This is a genomic window from Psychrobacillus sp. FSL K6-1267, from assembly GCF_038003265.1.
GTDB classification, from domain to species: Bacteria; Bacillota; Bacilli; order Bacillales_A; family Planococcaceae; genus Psychrobacillus; species Psychrobacillus faecigallinarum.
Genome location: NZ_JBBOOR010000001.1, coordinates 3,173,249 through 3,196,485, shown reverse-complemented (window position 1 = coordinate 3,196,485; position 23,237 = coordinate 3,173,249). Strand labels below are relative to the sequence as shown.

Below are 23,237 nucleotides of genomic sequence, written 5' to 3'. Positions count from 1 at the left end.
TTAACAGTAGCTTTCCTTCTGGATGGCGGGTGGAGTGCTTTATGTATTGTTTATTAAAAGAAGAATAGTTTAGAAGGGATATTTTATATGCATCCAGATAATATGAAGATAAAAAAGATTATAGAGTGCGATATTGACAATGAACTGACTGAAAATATTCAAGAGTTATTGACGGAGTGCTTTAAAGGTATTTATCCAAATAATAGAATTTATTTTAAACAAGTGCCTCATTTTAGATTTTTAGTTTTTAATGAGGAGAAACACCTTCTGGCACAGGTAGGGTTAGATTACCGAGTGATGAATCTTAATGGAAAACTTATAAAAGTGCTAGGTATAATTGACTTATGTGTTTCACGAGAATACCGCTCCAAAGGAATTGCTTCGCTTTTACTTTTAGAAATTGATAAATACTGTGTAAAGAAAGATATTGATTTTTTACTTTTATTTGCCGACAACAAGACATTGTATTTAAATAATGGATACAAATCTGTTAAGAACAAATGTAAGTGGTTAAAAATCGATGACAGAAATCAAACTATTTTGGGTATAGGCTATGAAGAAAGAAGTGACTTGATGGTAAAGAATATTAGTACAAACGAATGGACAGAAGGAGACTTAGATTTTCTAGGATATCTCTATTAAATCTCGGTTCTACTTAAATTAAACGTATAAAGGATTATTTTTATTACATATCAAAAGAGATTCCAAGGATTTTGCGTCGCCTGTGCTAGGTTGTTATTGTACTAATCAGTAAAAAAACGATTGCAAAATATAATGAGCTTGGAAAGATCTTTCAAAGCTCATTATTATTAGTACTTTTAGAATTTTGGTATTTAGAATACTAAATTTTCAACAAGAAAGGAGAAATAGTAAAATGATTTTCGCTCTAGGCGAATGTGTTCAGAGGGAGAGCAATTAGCTAATCCATTATCCTAGCTTGGAGTCTTGTTTGTGAGTGCTCATTTGTCTCTCTTAACCCACATGAGTTACACTCACGTATGAGTTAGTCAAACTTCTTGCTTTTCCCTCTTAAATTTCTCTACTAGAGGCATTACCTGTTCTGCGAAACGCTTCATTTCCCTATGTTGAGGGGAAAATTGGAGAATTAATAGGTTTACGCCTATTTCCTCAAAGGCAATAATTTTCTTAGCAAGTTGTTCAGGAGTTCCTATTAGGTCTGGTCGCAATCCTCGGTTAGATACAGAGTAATCCTTGAGCTGTACTTCAACGTTAAGATGAGACTTGCTAACAAAATCCTTGTAACCCTCATAACCCGCAGACCCTTCTTTTACTTCTGTGATACGAGCAAGCTCCTGTTGTACTTCCTCCTCAGTATCTCGACAAATAACATAAGCAGACATACCAAATGATTCTAAAGGTTTATCACCAAGCTGTTGGCGTCTTTTTTTCATGTCCTCAATCTTTTCAGCGACTTCCTCTACTGTGCCCCCATGCATTACATAGGAATCACACGTTTTAGCAATTGTTTGCTTTCCAGTTTCGCTTTCTCCTCCGGCATATAAGGGAATATGCTGTTTCGTTGGCTTGGGTGATAAATAAGTATTTTCGTACTGATAAAAATGGCCTCTATAGGTAAAAGGGTTTTCCTTCCATAATCCTTTTAAAACAGCTATAAATTCCTCAGTTCGGGCATAGCGTTCATCATGTGCCGTGAAAATTCCTCCATATTGCTTAGCTTCACCCTCCCACCATGCAGATACAACATTAAGTGAAAAACGTCCACCGCTTATCTGATCAATATTAGTGGCAGCTTTGGCTGTTAAAGCAGGATTATGAAAGCCAGGTCGGATGGCAGTCAAAATTTCTAGACGTTTAGTTACCGCTGCAATAGCTGCTGCAGTTGACCACGCATCTAAGGAAGGGGATTCAATCCCTTTAATATCATTTAGATTTAACTCAGCTATTAGTGTTAAGTCATAGCCTAAAAATTCCGCTTGTTGTGCTAAGTCTTTGACATATTCAAATGTTGCCGGCATTTCTTCATCTTGTACATTACGTAACCATCCACCGAATACAGGTAACCAAAAGCCATATCTCATTTAATATCCAACCCTTCTTTAAATATTGTTAATTCAGAAAATTGTTAATATCATTAATCCTAGCATATTGCTTGGTTATAAACAATAATTCATTTCACTAAAGCGTTAAAATGATTAATTAGTTTCATAGAACAAAGAACGCAAAAAAACCAGCTAGAAAGGGGAGTTTCTAGCTGGTAAATAAATAAAATTATAAGTTGTTGCATTTATCACAGTGGTTCCCATAGCATTCATGTTGCTCTTCAATTGGCTCGCCGCATGTAGCACATTTCTTTTTGGGCAGGTTACGGAAAAATTCTAATACGTTTTCTAACATATAAATTCCACCTCCATCTGTTATATAACTGTTTGAATTGAATTCATTGTAATATAACACAGAATGTTTTGTCAACAAATTCCCTTGAATTTTGTTAAAATAGGAATAAAGGAGTGATAATGATGTATTTTATTGATAATAAAGGAATTACAGATCCACGCATCAACCTGGCGATTGAAGAGTATGCCTTAAATACAATGGATGTAGAGAAGGATTCATTTCTTCTTTTTTACATAAATCAGCCATCGATCATCATTGGTAGAAACCAAAATACAATCGAAGAAATTAATACAGATTTTGTTGAACAAAACGGTATAATTCCAGTACGTCGACTTTCTGGAGGAGGAGCAGTTTACCACGATCTTGGAAATTTGAATTTTAGCTTCTTAACAAAGGATGATGGAGACAGCTTCCGTAACTTTAAAAAGTTCACACAACCCGTTGTAGATGCTCTAAAAAAGATGGGTGTAGACGCAGAACTTTCAGGTAGAAATGACATCTTAGCTGAGGGGAAAAAAATCTCCGGTAATGCTCAATTCTCCACCCGTGGTAGAATGTTCAGCCATGGAACATTAATGTTTGATACAGAGATTGATGCTGTTGTATCAGCACTAAAAGTAAAAAAAGAAAAAATTGAATCTAAAGGGATTAAATCAATTCGCAGCCGCGTTACAAATATTGTTGATTTATTAGATGAACCGATGACAGTAGAGGAGTTCCGTTTAGCAATACTTTCTTCTATTTTTGGCGGAGAGGACAAAGTTCAATACTGGGAATTAACAGAAGAGGACTGGGCTAATATCCATAAGCTATCTGAGGAAAGATATCAAAAATGGGAATGGAACTATGGTAAATCACCGAAGTTTAATATCCAGCATTCCCACCGATTCCCTACAGGCAGCGTAGACGTTCGTTTAGAAGTGAACAAGGGAGTTATAGAAGAGGTTAAATTCTTCGGCGACTTCTTTGGAGTAGGAGAAGTAGAAGAGGTAGAGGTTTTACTAGTAGGAAAAAATTACAGCAAAGAAGCAATTGAACAAGCATTAGAGTCTGTAGACGTACCTAAATATTTTGGTGGGATTACCAAGGAAGAGTTAGTTCATCTTATATATTGATTATGTAGCTTGAAAAATATCGATTAGTTTTAAGGGGAAAGCAGTCTATTTCTGACATGAAATAGACTGCTTTTTTTGGTACACTTTGAATCATCTCTGCAACAGTTCCGAGATTTCCAGCAACACTTCACCCCTTTAGCGCAACACTTTGCACCCTCTCCGCAACAGTTCTGAGATTTCTCGCAACACTTCGAATCATCTCTGCAACAGTTGCGAGATTTCTCGTAACACTCTTCGTACCTGCAACACCTGTCTAATTCTCTGCAACATTTCTCCCCTAATAACGATGCATCTATCGTAATGAAATTAACATATAAAAATATTTCATTTCTCTTAACAGGAGTTGCAGATACTCAGGGAGTGAAGGTAAGTGAGCTCAAATAAAAAATATACACTTGATCGAATTGAAGAAGGTATGTACGTTTTTTGGGAATCACCAGAGGAAATGAATCAACTGGTTCTGCCAACTACTACTTTTGATGTCACCGTAGAAGAAGGAGATATTGTCTGTATCACCTTTGATGGCATCAAATATCACTTGGAAGTTTTCAAGGAAGAAACATTAGAAAAGCATAAAAAAGTAAGTGCTTTATTAGAGAAACTAAAAAATAAAAGTAATTAAACAAATCCCATTCCAATTTGGAATGGGATTTTGGATTTTACTTATTGTAAGAAGACTTTAGAGCTCTATGGTCATAACTTCAAAGAATTATTTACGATTTCTATACATTTTTTCAAGCGTTCTGTACGATTTTGTTCATCCACTATATGCAGGGTTATACCATAATCACGAAACAAAGCTTTTAAATAATCATTATCTCTTATTCTCATTTCTTCTTCCACAGGCAATCTCGTTCCATCCATTTCATAATCATTATGAGGCTCTAAGTATATATAAGTGTCAATTTGATTGACCTTATTTTTAATCATTTCCTCTAATACTGTGCTTTTTTCACCAAGTCCTTTCATCCGAAAAAATTGTGTATAAGTTTCCTCGGTATCGATGAATAGTACTTTATTGGAGGTTGGTATGGCTTGTTGAATAGCATGGCTATGTCCAAATGCAATTTGATGAAAATCCTCTGGCATATCAATATCGAAGCAACCGTTAATGTCATCGTAGAAAGCTCTACCATATTCTTCTACGAAGTTCGTAAGATAATGAGCAGCGAGCAGCTTGGTCATAGTGGATTTTCCGGTAGATTCTATTCCACATAAACAAATCCTTTTCACATACGATTCTCTCACAGCAGAAGGGAGCATATCCCAATATGAATAGACACCACTTGCTCTTATTTCTGTTGCTGAAATAGGAAACGGACTATTATTGCGATCGAAAATAAAATGCTGGCTAGCTGGAAAATACTTGTTAAAGTATGTGTCATATTCTGGTTCGCTGCTAAACACATAATCTAGCCTTCCTCCAAGCTTTTGAAGCAAACTATCATTGGCTTGCTTAACTAAAGGGTCTGTCATATGATCAGGTGAGCGTCGTTCATAGTGAGATAACACTCGAACATTGGGCAAATTCTTAGTAGCTTTTGTTACCCAGCGCTCTCTTAGTCGGGAAGATACCCATTTAAATTTACTATGTTGGCAAAGCTTTTGCTCATACCCTTCATCATAACCAACTACCACGAACAGCACATCTACCATAGATGCTGCCTTAATAATGCAGCTTAGATGGCCCATGTGAAAAGGGAGGAACTTGCCTCCGTAATAGCCAAACGTTAAATTTGGATCATACTCACTAATTTGAATGCCGTAATTCATAAGCTTCTCCTTGTATATTATGCTGTTGCTTGTGCATTTTCAGCCAGTTTACATACCCATAAATGGAGTTAACTAAAAATGCTGACCACATAACAAGCATAGCCCAGTCATTACCACCAGTTTGTAATAACACAATAACCCATAACACAATGGTCAATCCATTTACCATAATCCATAAAACCCACTGCTCAGCAAAGCGTTTAAGCATCAAAATCTGAGCGATAACAGATAACACGACTGCTGCTGAATCCAAACGTACCTGTTGTCCGCCAATAGCATTTAGTAGGTACGCATATGCGATGGAACCTACTACGGCAGTCCCAATTACATATATCCAACCTTTTTGGTCGAGCCTTTTAACAGATACATCCTCCCCAATCGTCTGGACCTTTGTTAAATTCTTCTTCCACAAATAGATTCCGATAAACTGTATTGGAAAATAGAACAGCGCATTTAGCATAGACTCCCCATACAATCCGTACGTATAAGCAATATAAGCATAGCTCGAAGTTTGAACAATACCAAAATAATAATTACTGATTTTCCCTTTTGCGACTAACACAACGCAAAGCATACCTGTAATAGAGCTTATAAATCCTAATAACGAGTCTTTGAAAGCGAAAAATAGATAAATATTTACTAAAGTAAATACACCCAACCAAACTTTTTCAAACAAAGTCCAGTCCTTGAACATTCCCATCACGCTCTTCCTTTTTAAATTTATAGAACAATAAAACAATAATTTATTTTGGAAATAAATTCAATATGCATACTAAAATGAAAATATTTGGGAGCAACACTAAAGACATTTATAGCTTGTAAAAGAAGAATATTATTATTGTATGAAATATTAGAGTGTATAAAGAATAATAAAGGTATTTTTGATATGATAAAGACAGAAAGATATAGGAGGAGGATTCCTGTGGAAACACACCGCGTGCTAGTAGTTGAAGATGACAAAAAAATTGCAGCTCTACTAGCTGATACTTTAAGAAAATACCATTATGAAGTGCATACAATAGAAGACTTTGATCAAATTTTGGAGGAGTTTACTGCCTTTAACCCTCACATCGTATTGCTGGATATAAACTTGCCATCCTATGACGGCTATTACTGGTGTCGTCAATTAAGACAGCTGACTACTTGCCCAATTATTTTTGTTTCTGCGAGATCTGGCGAGATGGATCAAATATTCGCTCTTGAAAATGGCGGTGATGATTTTATCACCAAACCTTTTCATTACGAAATCGTCCTAGCAAAGATAAAAAGTCACTTAAGGAGAACCTATGGTGAATATGCAACAAAACAAGAGGAAAGAGTAGTTAAGACAGGTAAGCTACAGTTGTTTTTGGAGCGCATGGAGCTACATATTGGAAACGAAGAAATTCCTTTACAAAAGAAGGAATGTACGATATTAGATTTACTTATCAGAAATCATCCAAAGGTCGTAACACGGGAACAGCTTCTGGAGGAACTATGGGACGATCAATCATTTGTGGATGAAAATACGCTGAATGTGAATATGACACGTGTTCGAAAAAAGCTAGCGGATTATCATGTTATTTCTACGATTGAAACTGTACGAGGAGCAGGTTATCGCTTAAACCTAAGTTCGGAGGAATCATAAGATGTTTCGTTTATTTATAAGAGAGCATTCCATCTTTATTATATTTCAGTTTTTTCTTGTGCTATTTATTATGCTCCTCTACTGGTTGGACGGCTTTCGCAACATAGATACTGCAGTTTATTCAATTGTTATTAGTACAATCCTTACACTAACCTTTTTAGGGACCCTTTTTGTAAAAAGGATGTCTTTTTATAAAAAGATTCTCTCTGTTCCCAACAAAATTGAGGTTGTCCTACAAAAAGAAGCTCATTCACCTGAGGTAAAGCAGGTTGAAATCTATTTACAGCATATTTATCGCTTGTACCAAAAAGAGGTCCAGCTCCTTTACGCTACTCAAAATAGACATCTGCAATTTATGAACAGCTGGGTGCATCAAATGAAAACCCCAATTTCAGTATTAGAAATGATGAGCCAAAATGGAGAGCAGGTAGATTCAAAAAGTGTTCTAGAAGAGACCGACCGGTTGAAGCGTGGATTAGAAGCGGTTCTCATGAATGCCAGACTAGACACATTTGAAGAGGATATGCATATCGAACAGGTTAATTTGAAGGAAGTTGTGACAGAAGAGGTTTCTAAAAATAAACGATTATTTATTAGTCATCGTGTTTATCCTGTCATTGAAATGGACGAGAACTGTGTAATAGCGACAGATGCCAAATGGATTCGTTTCGTAGTGGCTCAATTTTTGACAAATGCCGTTAAATATACGATGAATGAAAATAAAAAAATATTTTTTGAAACAACTATTGAAGACGACAAAGTAATACTGTGTGTAAGGGATGAAGGAATTGGCATACCGGCTTCAGACATTAAACGAGTAACCAAGGCTTTTTTTACTGGAGAAAATGGACGAAAAAGTGGAGAATCTACCGGTATGGGATTATATCTTGCGCAAGAAATTTGTAATCGTTTAGGCCATAAAATGAAAATTAACTCTAACGTAGGTGAAGGGACGACTGTTTCTATCCTGTTTGAAAAGCTAGAATCAATAGAAAGGACTGAAATGGATGTCGATATTAGTACTTGATGATATAACAAAGGTTTATGAAGGGAAAGTGGCTCACCTTGCCATCAATCAGCTGAGCTTTGAAGTGGAAAAGGGAGAATTTCTTGCGGTAATGGGACCTTCAGGAAGCGGAAAAACCACACTACTCAATATAATATCCACCATTGATCGCCCTACTTCAGGTGACCTTCTTATTAATGGTTTAAATCCTTTAGAGCTTAACAAGGATGATTTATCTCTATTTAGAAGAAGACAGCTTGGCTTTGTATTTCAAAACTTTAATCTGCTCCCAGCGCTCACTGTGGAGGAAAATATGGTCTTGCCTTTAACATTGGATGGGCAGCCAGTGGAAAAAATGAAGGAGAAAGTAGAAAAAATTGCGGAATCACTAGACCTGATGAATATTCTGGAGAAGAGACCAGCCGAAATATCTGGTGGTCAAGCACAAAGAACTGCAATAGGTAGAGCTTTGATACATAGACCTTCTATTATTCTTGCTGATGAGCCTACAGGGAACTTAGATTCGAAAGCTGCACGAGACGTGTTAGAAGTATTGACACAGGTTAATAAACTGAGTGACACGACCATTATTATGGTGACACACGATCCAATAGCGGCAAGCTACTGTGATCGAGTGTTGTTTATCAAGGACGGAGAATACTTCAATGAGATATACAAGGATGATCGTAGACAAACGTTCTTCCAAAGAATATTGAATGTTCTTTCTCTGTTAGGTGGAAACGTGAATGACCTGAATTCATTACGAATCTAATTTAAATTCTTGGAAATAAAAAATAGGTGGAAATGTAAATGACTTTTCAACAATTTGCTTATCATAATGTCATAAGGAACAGCAGAGTATACGCGGCTTTTTTTCTAGCTAGTAGCTTCTCTGTCATGGTGTTCTTCGTCTATACGATGCTAATGTTTCATCCAAAGATAGAAGACCAGTTTTTACGTGATATAGCATTTGGTGGGATGCTTATTGCCGAGATTATATTAATCATTTTTACTTTGTTCTTTTTGTTTTATTCGATGAGCGCATTTATTCAGGCTAGGTCACATGAATTTGGCGTCCTATTGAATCTAGGAATGCAAAAGCAACAGCTGAATCGTATGATTTTCATAGAAACGATGCTGTTAGGGCTAATATCAGTCACAGTAGGAATATTTTTTGGATTCTCCTTTTCTAAATTCTTTTTTATGGTTATCCGTGAGCTTTTCTTGCTGGATAGTCTGCCTTTATATTTGTCGTGGAAACCATTTGCACTGACAATTATTGTTTTTGTCACGTTGTTTGTTGTAATATCCATCAGTAGTGTAGTGTTTATTCGAAAAAGAGACATTATACAGCTGCTCAGAGGCTATAGTAATGATGAGGGACCTACCTCTTATAAGAAGTGGCGAGCAGTTTTAGGCTTTGTGCTCATTTTAACTGCGTATGGTCTAGTGATTTACTCCGCATTTCAAATGCATATTGCACTTAGCTTTGTTATAGTGATTCTCGCATTTTGGGGGACCTATTACTTTTACACGGACAGCATATTATATTTGTTACAGGTTATTAGGAAAAAGAAAAAACTATACTGGCATCCCTTTCGATTAATCGCTTTTGCAGATGCATCCATTAAAATACGAGAGAACGCTAAAATGTTCTTTGTAGTAACAATCGTTTCCTGTATAGCCTTTCTTTCAGTGGGAATAGTAACTTCTTTTACTTCTTTCACGACACAGTTTAGAGAGCTGAATCCCGTAAGTATCTTCTATTCAAGCGATTGGGACAACCCCTTTGAACAGCAGCATGTGATGAAACTTACAGGGGAACTGCAACGAGAAGGACTTTCCTATGATTTAGTTAAGTTTCATTTGAAAATACAGACTTCTTCTAGCACTAGAGATCCTATAAACATTATTAAAGAGTCTGAAGTGAATAGTCTAGCACTCGCTCTCGAGATTCCATTTATTGATTTACAATCGGGGCAGGCCTTGCTAGTGCCGAATACGAAAGAGGATTTTGGTAGCGTGCAGGTCGAAAATGAACAGACAGTCCTTGAGGAAAGTAATATTCCTATTCGCATTCAAGGCATTTATACAAAGCTAATATTCCCATCATTGGCTATTAAGAATAGATCCATAATAGTTAGCGATGAGGATTATATGCTTATAACCGAACCACTTACGGGCTATGGGATAAAGGAATCATCGATGACTTTTTATGCTTTTCACGTTTCTGAATGGCTTCGGACCAAGGATATAGGTACGGATCTTGATCGAATTATGAATGAGACGGTAAATGCAACAGGAACGAATCCTAATCCATTTTATTATGTAAATCCAGGTTTAAACTATTCTATTATTCGTGCAACCTTCTCCTTGCTTCTTTTTACGGGACTGTTAGTAGCAGCAGTGCTCATCCTTGCGGCAGGTAGCTTTGTCTACTTTAAGCTCTATACAGACTTAGAAAGAGATAAAAAGCAATATGATGTACTGAGAAGAATGGGAGTAACAGATCAGGAATTGGTTAAAATCGTCAATAGACAGCTTATTCCGCAATTCTTCTTACCATGGGGATTGGCAATGATTCATAGCACCTTCTCTTTTTTATTTTTACAGGCATTCTGGGTAGAGCTAGCTGCCGTATCTATAGCTAAAGAAATGCTATTAGTGTTAATAGCCTTCACGATTATACAGCTCTCCTATTTTTACTTGATCAGATGGAGATATATCGCGCATATTCTAGAATAAAATTGAAGTGGGAGTAAGGGGGATTTCCTTGCTCCTCATTTGATTAGTTGGCATATTAGATATCGCTCAAATGGTGCAAACCTTCATTTTATATTGAATTGTCAAAACTTTTCTTATATAATTAATATTGGGGATTATGAATGACCATTCATTCAAAATAGATGGGAGTTGTAAAAATGAGTTTAGTGACACACGTTCAACAAAGGGCATTAAAAAATCCGGACAAAATTGCATATCATTTCATGGGGAAAGATACAACATACGCAGAGTTCAATCAGTCCGTAGAACGTTTTGCGGCAGCTTTGAAATCATTAGGGGTAGAAAAAGGAGACAATATTGGCTTCTTGCTCGGAAATTCACCCCATTTTTTAATATCTCTTTATGCTTCGATGCGTTTAGGGGCAACTGCAGTACCGATCAATCCAATTTACACACCAGATGAGATTAGCTACATCGTAAAAAACAGTGACGCTAAAGCTATTATTGCGTTAGATGCTTTTATACCGTTAGTAGAAAAGGCAGCTGGTGTTTTTTCATCCGTGGAGAATTATATAATATGTGAGACTGATCCAACTACAGCTGAGAAGCTAGCGGCTCTTCCCTCTCTATTAAAGCCAAAGGTGAAATCGTTTACATATTTGATATCTACTCCGGCTGAAGCAGTGCCTCTAGTGGATGTAGATTCGGATGATACAGCTATTATTTTATATACCTCTGGGACAACTGGTCATCCAAAAGGTGCCATGCTGACATTTGACAATATTTATTCGAATGCTCGTGACGTGGCTGAGTATTTAAACTTTAGCACGGACGATCGCATAGTTGCGACTCTTCCAGTGTTTCACGTTTTTGCACTGACAGTTGTTGTGAATGCGCCATTATTAATGGGAGCTACTATTTTATTAGTTCCTAGATTCAGTCCACAGGAAGTTTTCCAAATCATTAAAGAGCAGAAGGCAACTGTGTTTGCAGGTGTGCCAACGATGTTCAACTTCCTATATCAATTCCCAGAAGAAAAAGTGGAGGATTTCTCTACAATCCGTTTAGCCATTTCCGGAGGTTCTTCTTTACCGGTTGCTCTTTTACACAATTTTGAGGACAAATTTAAAGTTCGTATTTCGGAAGGGTATGGTTTATCCGAAGCATCTCCAGTTACTTGCTTTAACCCAATCGATCGTGACCGTAAGGCGGGCTCTATTGGTACTTCTATCGTTAATGTAGAAAACAAAGTGGTTAACGAATTAGGGGAAGAGGTACCGGTGGGAGAGGTTGGCGAACTGATTGTACGTGGACCAAATGTCATGAAGGGCTATTATAAGATGCCTGAGGAAACGGAAAATGCAATCCGAAACGGCTGGTTATATACTGGAGACCTAGCTCGTCAAGATGAGGAAGGGTATTTCTATATCGTAGACCGTAAAAAGGATATGATTATCGTAGGTGGCTACAATGTTTACCCTCGTGAGGTTGAGGAAGTGTTGTTTGCGCATCCGGGTATTGTGGAAGCGGCAGTCATTGGAGTTCCAGATCCTAACTTTGGTGAAGAGGTTCTTGCTTTCGTTGTGAAAAAGGATGAATCCTTAACTGAGGAGCAACTTCATGATTATTGTGCTGAAAAACTAGCAAAATACAAAATACCAAAGAGTATAGAATTTTTAGAGGAGCTTCCTAAAAATACGACAGGTAAAATATTGCGTCGTACTTTGAAGCCAACATCTAAAACTAAATAAGCTGCCAAAGTGCCTCCTAAATAGGAGGCATTTTTTGTTCAATGAAATGCTAGAGTACTAGACACATAGTAGAATGTACTCTTAGTTTTCTTTGATAAATGTTAGGAAATTAAAAAATGATTCATTTTTAAGGTGAAATAAAGGGTATTGATTTCGAATGTCGAAATAAATGGGAATACAGAAATGAAAGAGAGGAATAATGAATGAATAAAAGAAAGCTAGAAGCAAAGGATTTATTCAAGCTACAGTCCATCACTAATCCTGTAATTTCTCCATCTAACAAGGAAGCAGTGTTTATCCGTACGGAGATGAGTGAGAAGGATAACAAATATTATGCATATTTGTATCATGTTAATTTAGAAACAGATGAGGTGACCCAGTGGACACACCAAAAGGAAAATATTTCGTCCCCTAGATGGTCCAACGATGGAAAATACATAGCCTTTTTGTCTAACCGAGAAGATAAAAATCAACTGTTTTTATTATCAACCAAAGGTGGAGAATCAAAAAAGCTAACTAATCTAGAAAAAGGAGTTACTAGTTTTAATTGGTCCCCTTGTGGCAAGAAAATATGGTTTGTTGCACCTTTAAAAGAGGGAGCGAGCTGGGATGATGAGCCTAAAAAAGAAGAAAACAAGAAACCAGAAGCATATGTAGTAGATAAAATGAAATATCATACAGACGGTGTTGGATTATTACCTCAGGACGTATATAGACAAATTGGAAGAATCGATCTTGAAACAGAAGAAATCGAACAGTTTACAAAAGGTAATCATCAACATAGCCTTCAGGCAGTCTCTTATGATGGCAAAAAATTAGTCATTGGAGTTAATAGAGAGGAAAATCAAGACTTTTCATTTAAGCAACCGATTTATTTGGTTGACACGGAAACAAAAGAAGAGAGCTTATTAGTGGATGAGGATGGATATTTCGGCGGAGCTTCTTTTTCCTATGACAATCAGTATATTGCTTTTGTTGGAGCGAATAGAACTTTTCAAAATGCTACCCATGCGGAAGTGTATGTATATAATACTCAAACTGGTTTAAAAGAAATACTAACAGAAGGTATTGATGCACCAGTCGGTGATTATGCTGGAGGTGATTTACAACAAGGTTCCAGTGCACCGAATGTTGTGTGGACAAAGGATAACCATTTATATTTCCAGCTTTCTTCTATGGGAGATGTGCGGCTCTATTTTGCTTCTTTAGAGGGTGAACTATATCCAGCAACACCTGAAAATGAGCATGTATACGGCTACGATATTGCAAATGATGGCACTTTTGCGCTTGGTACAATTAGCAATTCAGTATTTCCCGGGGAATTATTTAGGCTTAATTTGACGACTGGTGAAAGAAAAGCACTTACTTCATTCAATGAAAAGCTTTTAGAGGAAGTAGAGCTTGTCGAACCGGAAGCGATTGTTTATAAAGGAGCGAAAGAATGGGATGTCCATGGCTGGCTTATTAAACCAGCAGGCTATGTAGAAGGGAAAAAATATCCGCTTGTTGTAGAGATTCATGGTGGTCCACATACGTTGTACGCAAATACATTTTTTCATGAACTGCAGCTACTGGCGGCCAAGGGATATGGTGTTTTATATGTAAATCCGAGAGGAAGCCATTCATATAGTCAAGAATTTGTAGATGCCGTAAGAGGTGACTATGGTGGAGGGGACTATGAGGACATTATGGCAGGTGTTGACTATGTATTGTCTGAATACGATTGGATTGATAAGGAACGATTAGGGGTGACTGGAGGAAGCTATGGTGGTTTCATGACTAACTGGATTGTCGGACATACGAATCGCTTTAAAGCAGCCGTGACCCAGCGTTCTATCTCCAACTGGATTAGTTTTTATGGAGTTTCCGATATAGGATATTACTTCACACCTTGGCAAATTGGTGCGGACATGACAGATATTGATAAGCTATGGGATGCATCTCCTTTAAAGTATGCTGTGAATGTCGAAACTCCTTTGCTTATTTTACACAGCGAAAATGATTATCGTTGTCCAATCGAGCAGGGGCAACAGCTCTATATCACTTTAAAGGGAATGGGGAAAGAAACAAGCTTTGTCCGTTTTCCTCAAGCAGATCATAATTTGTCGCGTGTTGGACTACCAAACCTTCGTCAAACAAGACTCGAACAAATTACTGGCTGGTTTGAAAAATATATCTAGAAGTAAGAAAAAGAGGCTGGGACGTAAGTAGATTCAGCAAGGTAAAAATGCTGTGAGTAGATTGATACTTTATTCTGAATGAATTTCGTTTTGGTAAATATTAATTTAACTAAAGATGTCCTCTTTCACTTGATATCGAAGAAATTTTAGTTGTTCGGAGCGAAGGTGCGACTCCTAGGGGACAAACGCGTGGGAGACTCAACATGTGCCCACAGGAAAGCGTCTGCGGTAGCGGAGAACAGCGAAAAGAGTCCCGGAAATTTACTAATAGTAAATTTCCGGGACTCTTGAATTTCTAAGGTTGGTTTTGTCCCGGCCTCTTTTTTTACCGTTGATTTGACTTTTTATGAAAACCATTTTTGTAATAACTAAAAACTAAGCCGATGATCCAAATCGGTCCAACTATTACAGCAACTCTAGTGTCAGGGAAATATGCCATAAGACCAAGCACTAATATTAAAAAGGCTAGCACAATGTACGAACCATATGGATAAAATAATGCCTTATAGGAAAGCTTTGAGACTTCACCCTTAGTTAAGGATTTACGGAATTTTAATTGGGACAATAAAATAATTCCCCACGTCCAAACAGCTCCAAAGGTGGATATGCTCGTTACCCAAATAAATACCTTTTCCGGTACTAAATAATTTAGTAAAACTCCTACTAGTAATAGCGTAGCTGAAAAAATAATTGCTTTAGAAGGAACGCCCGTGCCACTGATTCTTTTAAAGGATGCAGGAGCTTGCTTTTGCTCTGCCAGATTAAAGAGCATTCTTCCTGTGCTAAAAATTCCACTGTTACAGCTTGATAAAGCAGCAGTCAATACGACAAAATTAATAATACCCGCTGCAGGTCCAATACCGATTTGTTCAAACATTAAAACAAACGGACTACCATTATTTCCAACTTCGTTCCAAGGATAAATCGACATAATGACGAACAATGCTCCAACATAGAACAATAAAATACGCCAGAATACTGTATTGATAGCATTAGGAATAACTTTTTTAGGATTTTTTGCTTCTCCTGCAGTTACCCCAATCATCTCTACGCCTAAATAAGCGAACATGACCATCTGAAGGGACATGAAAATGCCGGAAATCCCATTCGGTGCAAAGCCACCGTTTGTCCATAGATTGCTAATACCTACGGCTACACCGCTATTCCCGATTCCAAAAATAATAACTCCAAGTCCGACGAAGATCATAGCAAGGATTGCTATGATTTTAATAAGCGCAAACCAAAACTCGAATTCTCCATATGCTTTAACCGCTATCAAATTAACTAATGTCATGATAACTAAAGCTGCTAATGCCCAAATCCATGATGGGGTATCTGGAAACCACATTTTCATGTATACACCAACCGCTGTAATTTCGGCCATACAGGTAACTACCCATAAAAACCAATAATTCCATCCGGTTATATATCCTGCTAGTGGACCCAAATAATCCTTTGCGTATCTGCTAAAAGATCCCGATACTGGGTTATGTACTGCCATCTCCCCAAGGGCACGCATGATGATGAAAATAGCTAGACCGCCAATAATATAGGAGATTAGGATGGCTGGGCCAGCTAATTGAATGGCTGTTGCGGAGCCTAAAAATAACCCTACACCTATTGCAGCACCTAATGACATTAAGGTGATATGCCGTTGTTCTAAGCCTCGTTGTAATTGCTGATTTCCACCCAAGAGAGTAGCACTCCTTTTACATATGTACTTTTTTACAAATAACACTCTACCACAATAGAAACTATTTAGGAAATATTCTTTAGAAAGAATAGTGTGATAAAATTATATGCAAGTATGTTAGGGGGCATGAAAGTGCAAGAGATTATTATAAGACCTGTAAAAGAAGATGAATTATATCGTTTATGGGAATTGAGCCTAAAAGAGGATTATCCAGAATGGAAAAAATGGGATGCCCCCTTTGAGCCCTACACTTCCATGACATATGAACAATTTATCCAGAAAAAAGACTATTTCATGAACCAAGAGGATTTTTGGGGGATATATGTGAACGACGATTTAGTAGGTTCGCTTTGTTATTATTGGGAGCATGAGGCTTCCCTGTGGTTAGAGATGGGGATCCTCATTTACGATCCAATGTTCTGGAATTCAGGCATCGGAACCAAAGCGCTTAAAATGTGGATTGATCATCTTTTTCATGAAATGCCCCTGATACGTGTTGGTTTTACAACATGGTCGGGCAATGAACGAATGGTCAAGGTTGGAGAAAAGTTAGGAATGACAATGGAAGCGCGCATGAGAAAGTGCCGTTTACATAATGGGGTCTATTATGATTCTATCCGTATGGGATTATTAAGAGAAGAATGGGAAGAACAAAATGAATCATTTACTTGAACTAAATAGTGTAACTAAAAATTACTGGAAAACAGAAGGGGATAGTCATCGTCCATTTTTGTTTGAAAATATCACTACTATTATTACCTCTCCGCAACGGGTGGTTTTATTGGGTAAGTCAGGTCAGGGAAAAAGCACTCTGCTACGCACAATTGGTTTAATGGAAGAATTTGACCAAGGAGAAATAAAATATAAGGGTAATTCCTCCAAATCTCAGGATGCTCGTGAATGGAGAATGAACATCGCTTATGTGTCTCAGCATCCGGTTATGCTTCCAGGAACTATAGAGTATAACTTGAATACAGTAAGTCGTTTACATGATAAACCCTTCGAAGAGAAATATGCAAAAAGTTTAATGGTGCAGTTGGGGCTCCAGCATCTCAGCTGGGACAAGCAAGCGAAGGATTTATCAGGTGGGGAAAAGCAACGAGTGGCTCTTATCAGATCACTTCTGTTAAGACCAACTATTCTATTATTAGACGAAGTAACCGCTTCTCTTGACCAGCAGAGTAAGGAATACGTGGAGGGTCTACTTCTAAAGCTTCACAAGGAAGAAGACATTTCATTTATTCTTATCACGCATGATACCCAGCAGGCAAAGAGTATTGGTGAGCGGATATGGCTAATGGAGGATGGCAAGCTATCAATTGATACTGATGCTCGTTCATTTTTTGATGTTTCGATGGACGAGGTGTTCAAATGAGTTTTTTAGCGCTTAGTTTTACTCTTTTATTCGTGATTATTACGATGCTAGTTTCAGTTTGGCAAAAGCTTGATTTGGAGAAAGATATTGCAGTAGGAACGGTTCGTGCTGCAGTCCAATTACTAGCAGTCGGTTACGTCTTACAATTTGTGTTTCAGTCCGAGAATATATTTTTTATCATTTTAATAATATGTGTGATGATCGTAGTGGCAGCTATGAATGCGGCAAAACGTGCTAAGGGAATGACTGGCGTTGTCTGGAGAATCATTTTGTCGATCGCGACAATGGAGATATTAATGATGGGGTTGCTACTCAGCCTACATATTATTGAGGCGACTCCTCAATATATCATTCCACTAAGTGGGATGACCATCGGTAATGCAATGGTTGCTTGCGGGTTATTTTTAACTCAATTAAAACGGGAGACAGATACTTCAAAAGGAGAAATAGAAGCACTTCTTTCACTCGGAGCTACAAGCAGGCAAGCTGTACAAGACGTGCTAAAGCGTTCAGTTAAATTCAGTATGATTCCAACTATTGATGCCATGAAAACAGTAGGGCTAGTCCAGCTCCCAGGGATGATGACAGGAATGATTATTGCCGGAGCAGACCCAGTTGAAGCAGTTCGCTATCAAATATTAATCATTTTCGTATTTACAAGCTCCTCTGCCATCACAAGCATGATGCTAAGTATGCTTTGCTACAAAAACTTATTCATGAAGGACTTACGCTTGAAGAGTTAATACACTGGAAAATATAGAAGACATCGAAGGACGGGAAAAGTTAGTGAACTTTGTGAATAAAACAGCATTAGTGCAAGGTTCGACTCCGTCTCTGCAATGTTTCAATCGATCAGTGCAAGGTTCGGTCGCAACTCTGCAATGTTCTACTCCATCACCGCAAGGTTCTCTCAAGTCTACTTAATATTTCATGCTCTCTGCAACACTAAGCACCTTCTGCGCAACTCTTTCCGAGTTATGCGCAACACCTGTCCACGTCACTGCAACACTTCCCGAGCTATGCGCAACACTTGTCCACGTCCGTGCAACACTTCCCGAGCTATGCGCAACACTTGTCCACGTCACTGCAACACTTTCCGAGTTACACGCAACACTCCCAAAGTTTTTCACAACACTTACTTCCATCTCCGCAACAGTGTCATTTCCCGTAACACTACGTCCCATCCACATCCACGGTCTCCACATCTGTCCCTCCTAAAAGACAAACCCACACTAAAAGGGTGTAGCTCACGGGCTACACTCTTTTAGTTAATCCATTGTTCCATAATTGTTACTTCTTTGTTCGTAGCATCTAGCTTTACCTTGCGACCAATTGGCATCGTTAGCATCGGATGAGTATGACAGCAGTCGAAGTCTGCTAGGATAGGGATGTTTAGGTCGCCAATGGTTTCTAAGAGAATGTCGTATGGTTGTCTTGCCGTTTCGGAATCATCAAATAGCTCATGCTTCCCTAAAATAATGCCTCCGACTCGGTCGAAAACGCCATTGACCTTCAATAAATTGAAGTTTTTTTCTACTATGGAGGCTGATTTCATGGTGTCCTCAATCATTAGGATATCGCCTTCTTTAATGCTTGGCATATAGGGGCTTCCCCAGAATCCATACATCGCGTTCAGGTTGCCACCGATGAGTCTTCCTTCGGCAATTCCTTTATTTATGCAGATCCATTGGTTGTCTCGCTGCTCTTTATCCTTTGTTTTATCCTCCCAATTGGCCATTTCGTCTGTCCAATACGGAGGAGTTGGAATAATGTATGGAGCTTGTTGCTGCTCGATTAGCATTTGAGAGAAGTAATCATATGTATAATCGACCAAAGGCTCAAATTCTCCAAAGGAAGGAACGAGTGCAGGTCCATAAAAGGTTGGTATTTCTGTCTTGGCATAGAGCGCTAAAAGGACGGCTGTTGCATCAGAATAACCGATTACTATTTTTGGATCCTTCTTAAATGCTTCATAGTCTATGTATGGAAGAATTGCATTCGAGTTCGTACCGCCAATAGTGGACATGATGCAACGGATTTCCGGATTTCGGATTAGCTCATTTAATTCCTCTGCACGATCCTTAATACTTCCTGAGCGATAGTGGTCGTGCTTTCCGGTCAAGCTTCCTTCAACTATCTCAAAACCCTTTGAGCGAATAAAAGCCTTTGACCTTTCGAAACGCTTAGGTGAGGAATAAGTAATAGGCGACGAGGGAGAATAAATTCCAATTTTATCTCCTTTTTCTAATCTGTTTAATAATGTCATTTAACTTCCACTCCTTTATACATACTATAAAAGAAATATAGAACGCTAACTATAACTTTTTTAAAATTTAGACAAGTATTTACAATTATATTTGGAAAAGAGTATATTTAAATGAAAATGAAGAAAATGGATGTGAATGAATAATGTTACATATTAAAGAGGCTATATTAATAGAAAAGAATGGTTTTTATATTAGTACGGATAAGAGTTTATTAGATATAGACGTCATTTATAATTTTTTAACGAATGATTCCTACTGGCTCAAAGGAGTAACAAAAGTTTTGGTCGAGGCCTCCATCGAGAACTCAATTTTATGCTATGGAATTTATGATGGGAATCCTACATCTGGAACAGCGAAACTGGTCGGATTTGCTCGAGTAGTTTCTGACTTGGTTAGACATTCATGGCTAGGGGATGTTTTTGTTCTACCTGATTACAGAGGGAGAGGGCTTAGTAAATGGCTAATGAGCATTATTGTGAACCATCCATATTTGAAGGGGACAAACTTCCATCTGGCAACTAAGGATGCGCATACCTTGTATGAACAATATGGATTTCAGCCATTAGAAAGCATAGAAAAGAGAATGGCTAGACCACATGATTGGGATGCCATTCATGCGGCCTATAACAGTGTAAATAAAGGTTAGTAGAGATGTGAAAACGCTGGTTAGTTGGTAAACAAATCATTTTGCTCTTTCCCATCATTATTATTTACTCCTTCTTTAAAGCTCTGATATTAATTTGTAACAACCTTTGATTTATTTGGGGGTTACTTCGTCCATACTTTTTATATAATAAGAGGAGACGAAAACAGAAGGAGCTCACTTAGATATGCAGTTAGCAATAACATTTAGTATATTGGCGATTAGTATCGTTTTATTTATAAGCAATCGAATTCGAGCAGATTTAGTGGCGCTACTGGCACTATTGGCATTTGTTATTACGGGTGTATTAGACCCTTCAGAGGCGCTTGCAGGGTTTTCTAACTCCGTTGTAATTATGATTGCAGGATTATTTGTCGTTGGAGCAGGAATTGTAAGAACGGGACTAGCCCAAAGCGCAGGTAATCTTTTACTCAAGTGGTCTGGAAAAAGTGAACAAAAATTATTTATTTTGCTGTTACTTATTACAGGAAGTGTTGGGGCTTTCATGAGTAATACAGGAACGGTTGCATTAATGCTACCAATTGTCATCAGTATTGCAATCAGAATCAATAGCAGTCCGTCCAAGTATTTAATACCACTTTCTTATATAAGTAGTTTATCGGGTTTGCTAACCTTAATAGCGACACCGGCGAACCTGATTGTTAGTCAAGTGCTTGTTGACAATGGCTATGAAAAGCTTGGTTTCTTTGAAATAACTCCAGTTGGTGTGATTGCTATTATTGTAGGTATCTTATACTTTGTTGTGGCAAGAAATTGGGTTCTACCAAGAGCAAGTAAGAAGGATGCAGTCAGAGATGGTCATAAGCTTTCACCTAAACAGCTAGCTGTCGATTATGAGCTTGGGGGCAATCTGCATCGCTTGAAGGTTCCTGAGCATTCTCTAATGATTGGAAAGAAATTAACGGATTTAAAGCTACCTGCGAAATATCATTTAGCTATTTTAAAGATTGATCGTAAATCGATGGAAGGGATGAATCTTTTGCCAATGACGTACCAAGAGATGGCAGGTCCTCTAAGTACGATTCAGGCGAAGGACGTTCTCTATATTCAAGGTTCTTTGACAAACACGGAGGATTTGGCAAAGGATTATTTGCTAGAAGTGGATGATGACGATTCGATGCCAGACTTGCTAGTTTCTAAGCAGCTTGGAATTGCAGAGGTATTATTGACTCCACATTCTAGTCTGATTAATGAAACAGTTGCAAGCATCGGCTTCCGTGAAAAATATAATCTAAATATATTGGGGATAAATCGTAAGGGTGACTATGTATTGAGTGAGATGGCAAACGTACGACTGCGATTTGGAGATGCCTTGCTTATTCAAGGAGCCTGGGAGGAAATTGAGCTTTTAGCCAAGGCAACAAATGACGTAGTAGTGGTAGGACAGCCAAAAGAACACGCAAGTATGGCAGCAGCAAGCGGAAAGGCTCCTATTGCAGGAGCAATTATGGTGCTAATGATTGTATTGATGATTTCAGAAATATTCCCTGCCGTAATTTCTGTTTTAATAGGAGCAGTATTAATGGTCGTAACAGGATGCTTGCGTAATATGGATGATGCTTACGGGAAGATGAACTGGGAAAGTATTATTCTTATAGCAGCTATGCTACCTATGGCTACAGCTCTAGAAAATACAGGTGGTATGGTCATTCTGTCTAAAGGAATAATTGACCTCCTTGGTGGTTTAGGTGCATTGGGTGTATTGGCAGGTATTTATTTTATTACAATGGTATTTGGTCAGTTTATAAGTAACACAGCCACCGCCGTTCTTTTTGCTCCAATTGCAATGAATGCAGCACTTAGTATGGGTGCAAATCCTTATACTTTCTTAATAGCCATAGCCGTTTCATCTAGTATGGCGTTCGCAACACCTGTTGCGTCTCCTACTAATGCTTTAGTGATGACAGCCGGAGGTTATAAATTCTTCGATTTTGTAAAGGCAGGTATTCCTTTACAGTTAGTCATATTCATCGTCATGATGATTTTTATTCCTATTTTCTTCCCACTGTAACATGGTAAAATACCCTTATATAGAAATTTTTTCAAATGGGGGGGTATGAAGATGAATATGCCAACGCATATTTTAGCTGCAGGCGGAATTGTAGAAGATGAAAAAGGCAACATTCTTTTAGTGAAAACAGAGCATGGTGGATGGGTTTATCCAGGGGGGCAAATCGAAAACGGAGAAAATGTTATCGAAGGCTTAATCCGAGAGGTAAAAGAGGAAAGCGGTATAGATGTGAAAGTATTAACGCTATACGGTGTATATTCCAACACAGGAACCTACAAATGGCATGATGGGGTAACAGATGTTCCGACTAAAATCATGATGGACTTTGTTTGTAAGCCAATTGGTGGAAGTCTTTGTACCTCTGAAGAAACGTCTGAGGTAGCATGGGTGCCGAAGAATGAGGTACTAAGTATGATTACTGCAGATGCAATTCGGTTAAGATATCAAGCTTATCTAGAATTCGAAGGAAAAGTAATTTACAAGGAATATGTAACCAACCCAACCTTTGAATTAAAACTAAATAGATATATTTAATGATTAGCATATTTTTTTGAGTTGATGTTTGTTGAACTTGTTTTAAAACATCAGTCAGCGATAGCTAAAATAAATTTACATTTCTATAAAAATTCTAGAGCAAACCTTTATCTGGTTTGCTCTTTTTGTTTTTTTGTATAG

General features: G+C 37.9%; 22 protein-coding genes. 15 read left to right on the top strand and 7 right to left on the bottom strand.

All coding sequences use genetic code 11. The features are described 5' to 3' along the window. Positions 1–87: 87 nt before the first annotated feature. On the top strand, positions 88–642 hold the full coding sequence (locus MHB55_RS16430) for a GNAT family N-acetyltransferase (RefSeq protein WP_340863675.1): 555 nt from the start codon (positions 88–90) through the stop codon (positions 640–642). A 365-nt stretch (positions 643–1,007) separates the two neighbouring features. Here the strand turns inward: MHB55_RS16430 and MHB55_RS16425 are convergent, their stop codons facing one another. Continuing rightward, positions 1,008–2,060 carry an LLM class flavin-dependent oxidoreductase gene (locus MHB55_RS16425; protein ID WP_154310057.1) on the bottom strand — a complete coding sequence of 351 codons (1,053 nt, stop codon included), beginning with the start codon at positions 2,058–2,060 and terminating at the stop codon, positions 1,008–1,010. A gap of 190 nt (positions 2,061–2,250) precedes the next feature. After that, positions 2,251–2,376, bottom strand: coding sequence for a protein YhfH (gene yhfH / locus MHB55_RS16420; RefSeq protein ID WP_144539133.1), 126 nt, complete (start codon positions 2,374–2,376; stop codon positions 2,251–2,253). 122 nt (positions 2,377–2,498) lie between these two features. Here yhfH and MHB55_RS16415 point away from each other — a divergent pair, with 122 nt between their 5' ends. Together MHB55_RS16415 and MHB55_RS16410 are read left to right on the top strand one after the other, a co-directional pair. Then, positions 2,499–3,491 (top strand): lipoate--protein ligase, encoded by a 993-nt coding sequence (locus MHB55_RS16415; protein WP_144539131.1) that lies wholly within the window; start codon positions 2,499–2,501, stop codon positions 3,489–3,491. Between the two features lie 370 nt (positions 3,492–3,861). After that, entirely contained in the window at positions 3,862–4,113 is a 252-nt protein-coding gene (locus MHB55_RS16410) for a DUF3006 family protein (RefSeq protein ID WP_144539129.1), read from the top strand. Between the two features lie 71 nt (positions 4,114–4,184). Here MHB55_RS16410 and MHB55_RS16405 read toward each other — a convergent pair whose 3' ends face one another. Both MHB55_RS16405 and pnuC read right to left on the bottom strand, forming a co-directional pair. Further along, positions 4,185–5,264 carry an AAA family ATPase gene (locus MHB55_RS16405; protein WP_154310060.1) on the bottom strand — a complete coding sequence of 360 codons (1,080 nt, stop codon included), beginning with the start codon at positions 5,262–5,264 and terminating at the stop codon, positions 4,185–4,187. After that, on the bottom strand, positions 5,242–5,964 hold the full coding sequence (gene pnuC / locus MHB55_RS16400) for a nicotinamide riboside transporter PnuC (protein ID WP_144539126.1): 723 nt from the start codon (positions 5,962–5,964) through the stop codon (positions 5,242–5,244). Before pnuC ends, MHB55_RS16405 begins: the two co-directional genes overlap by 23 nt. A gap of 222 nt (positions 5,965–6,186) precedes the next feature. Between pnuC and MHB55_RS16395 the strand changes: the two genes are divergently transcribed. From MHB55_RS16395 to MHB55_RS16370, 6 genes are all read left to right on the top strand, one after another. Further along, complete coding sequence (locus MHB55_RS16395) at positions 6,187–6,891, top strand: response regulator transcription factor (protein ID WP_144539124.1); 705 nt, start codon at positions 6,187–6,189, stop codon at positions 6,889–6,891. Between the two features lies 1 nt (position 6,892). Next, positions 6,893–7,918, top strand: coding sequence for a sensor histidine kinase (locus MHB55_RS16390; protein ID WP_144539122.1), 1,026 nt, complete (start codon positions 6,893–6,895; stop codon positions 7,916–7,918). Next, complete coding sequence (locus tag MHB55_RS16385; RefSeq protein WP_144539120.1) at positions 7,899–8,669, top strand: ABC transporter ATP-binding protein; 771 nt, start codon at positions 7,899–7,901, stop codon at positions 8,667–8,669. The genes MHB55_RS16390 and MHB55_RS16385 overlap by 20 nt, the downstream gene beginning before the upstream one ends. A 38-nt stretch (positions 8,670–8,707) precedes the next feature. Beyond that, a complete protein-coding gene (locus MHB55_RS16380; RefSeq protein ID WP_144539118.1) occupies positions 8,708–10,642 on the top strand; it encodes an FtsX-like permease family protein in 1,935 nt (644 codons plus the stop codon). 176 nt (positions 10,643–10,818) lie between these two features. Then, positions 10,819–12,372 (top strand): fatty acid--CoA ligase family protein, encoded by a 1,554-nt coding sequence (locus tag MHB55_RS16375; protein ID WP_340863674.1) that lies wholly within the window; start codon positions 10,819–10,821, stop codon positions 12,370–12,372. 203 nt (positions 12,373–12,575) lie between these two features. Beyond that, positions 12,576–14,552 (top strand): S9 family peptidase, encoded by a 1,977-nt coding sequence (locus MHB55_RS16370; protein WP_340863673.1) that lies wholly within the window; start codon positions 12,576–12,578, stop codon positions 14,550–14,552. Positions 14,553–14,877: 325 nt separating this feature from the next. On the opposite strand, the gene MHB55_RS16365 is transcribed toward MHB55_RS16370, so the two are convergent. Continuing rightward, positions 14,878–16,245: an amino acid permease gene (locus MHB55_RS16365; RefSeq protein ID WP_340863672.1), complete on the bottom strand. Its 1,368-nt coding sequence runs from the start codon at positions 16,243–16,245 to the stop codon at positions 14,878–14,880. Between the two features lie 126 nt (positions 16,246–16,371). On the opposite strand from MHB55_RS16365, the gene MHB55_RS16360 reads away from it, so the two are divergent. The 3 genes from MHB55_RS16360 to MHB55_RS16350 are packed head-to-tail and all read left to right on the top strand — an operon-like array spanning position 16,372 to position 18,363. Then, positions 16,372–16,917 carry a GNAT family N-acetyltransferase gene (locus MHB55_RS16360; protein WP_225216122.1) on the top strand — a complete coding sequence of 182 codons (546 nt, stop codon included), beginning with the start codon at positions 16,372–16,374 and terminating at the stop codon, positions 16,915–16,917. After that, entirely contained in the window at positions 16,901–17,620 is a 720-nt protein-coding gene (locus tag MHB55_RS16355) for an ABC transporter ATP-binding protein (protein WP_340863671.1), read from the top strand. The genes MHB55_RS16360 and MHB55_RS16355 overlap by 17 nt, the downstream gene beginning before the upstream one ends. After that, positions 17,617–18,363 (top strand): ABC transporter permease, encoded by a 747-nt coding sequence (locus tag MHB55_RS16350; RefSeq protein WP_340863670.1) that lies wholly within the window; start codon positions 17,617–17,619, stop codon positions 18,361–18,363. Before MHB55_RS16355 ends, MHB55_RS16350 begins: the two co-directional genes overlap by 4 nt. Before the next feature lie 177 nt (positions 18,364–18,540). On the opposite strand, the gene MHB55_RS16345 is transcribed toward MHB55_RS16350, so the two are convergent. Both MHB55_RS16345 and MHB55_RS16340 read right to left on the bottom strand, forming a co-directional pair. Then, complete coding sequence (locus MHB55_RS16345; protein WP_340863669.1) at positions 18,541–18,825, bottom strand: hypothetical protein; 285 nt, start codon at positions 18,823–18,825, stop codon at positions 18,541–18,543. Between the two features lie 59 nt (positions 18,826–18,884). Further along, positions 18,885–19,886: a S66 family peptidase gene (locus tag MHB55_RS16340; RefSeq protein ID WP_340863668.1), complete on the bottom strand. Its 1,002-nt coding sequence runs from the start codon at positions 19,884–19,886 to the stop codon at positions 18,885–18,887. Positions 19,887–20,029: 143 nt separating this feature from the next. Between MHB55_RS16340 and MHB55_RS16335 the strand changes: the two genes are divergently transcribed. The 3 genes from MHB55_RS16335 (at position 20,030) to MHB55_RS16325 (ending at position 23,096) form a co-directional block, all read left to right on the top strand. After that, positions 20,030–20,533: a GNAT family N-acetyltransferase gene (locus MHB55_RS16335; protein ID WP_154310066.1), complete on the top strand. Its 504-nt coding sequence runs from the start codon at positions 20,030–20,032 to the stop codon at positions 20,531–20,533. Between the two features lie 184 nt (positions 20,534–20,717). Beyond that, positions 20,718–22,562: an SLC13 family permease gene (locus MHB55_RS16330; RefSeq protein ID WP_340863667.1), complete on the top strand. Its 1,845-nt coding sequence runs from the start codon at positions 20,718–20,720 to the stop codon at positions 22,560–22,562. A 51-nt stretch (positions 22,563–22,613) separates the two neighbouring features. After that, positions 22,614–23,096: an NUDIX hydrolase gene (locus MHB55_RS16325; RefSeq protein ID WP_144539100.1), complete on the top strand. Its 483-nt coding sequence runs from the start codon at positions 22,614–22,616 to the stop codon at positions 23,094–23,096. Positions 23,097–23,237 lie beyond the last annotated feature (141 nt).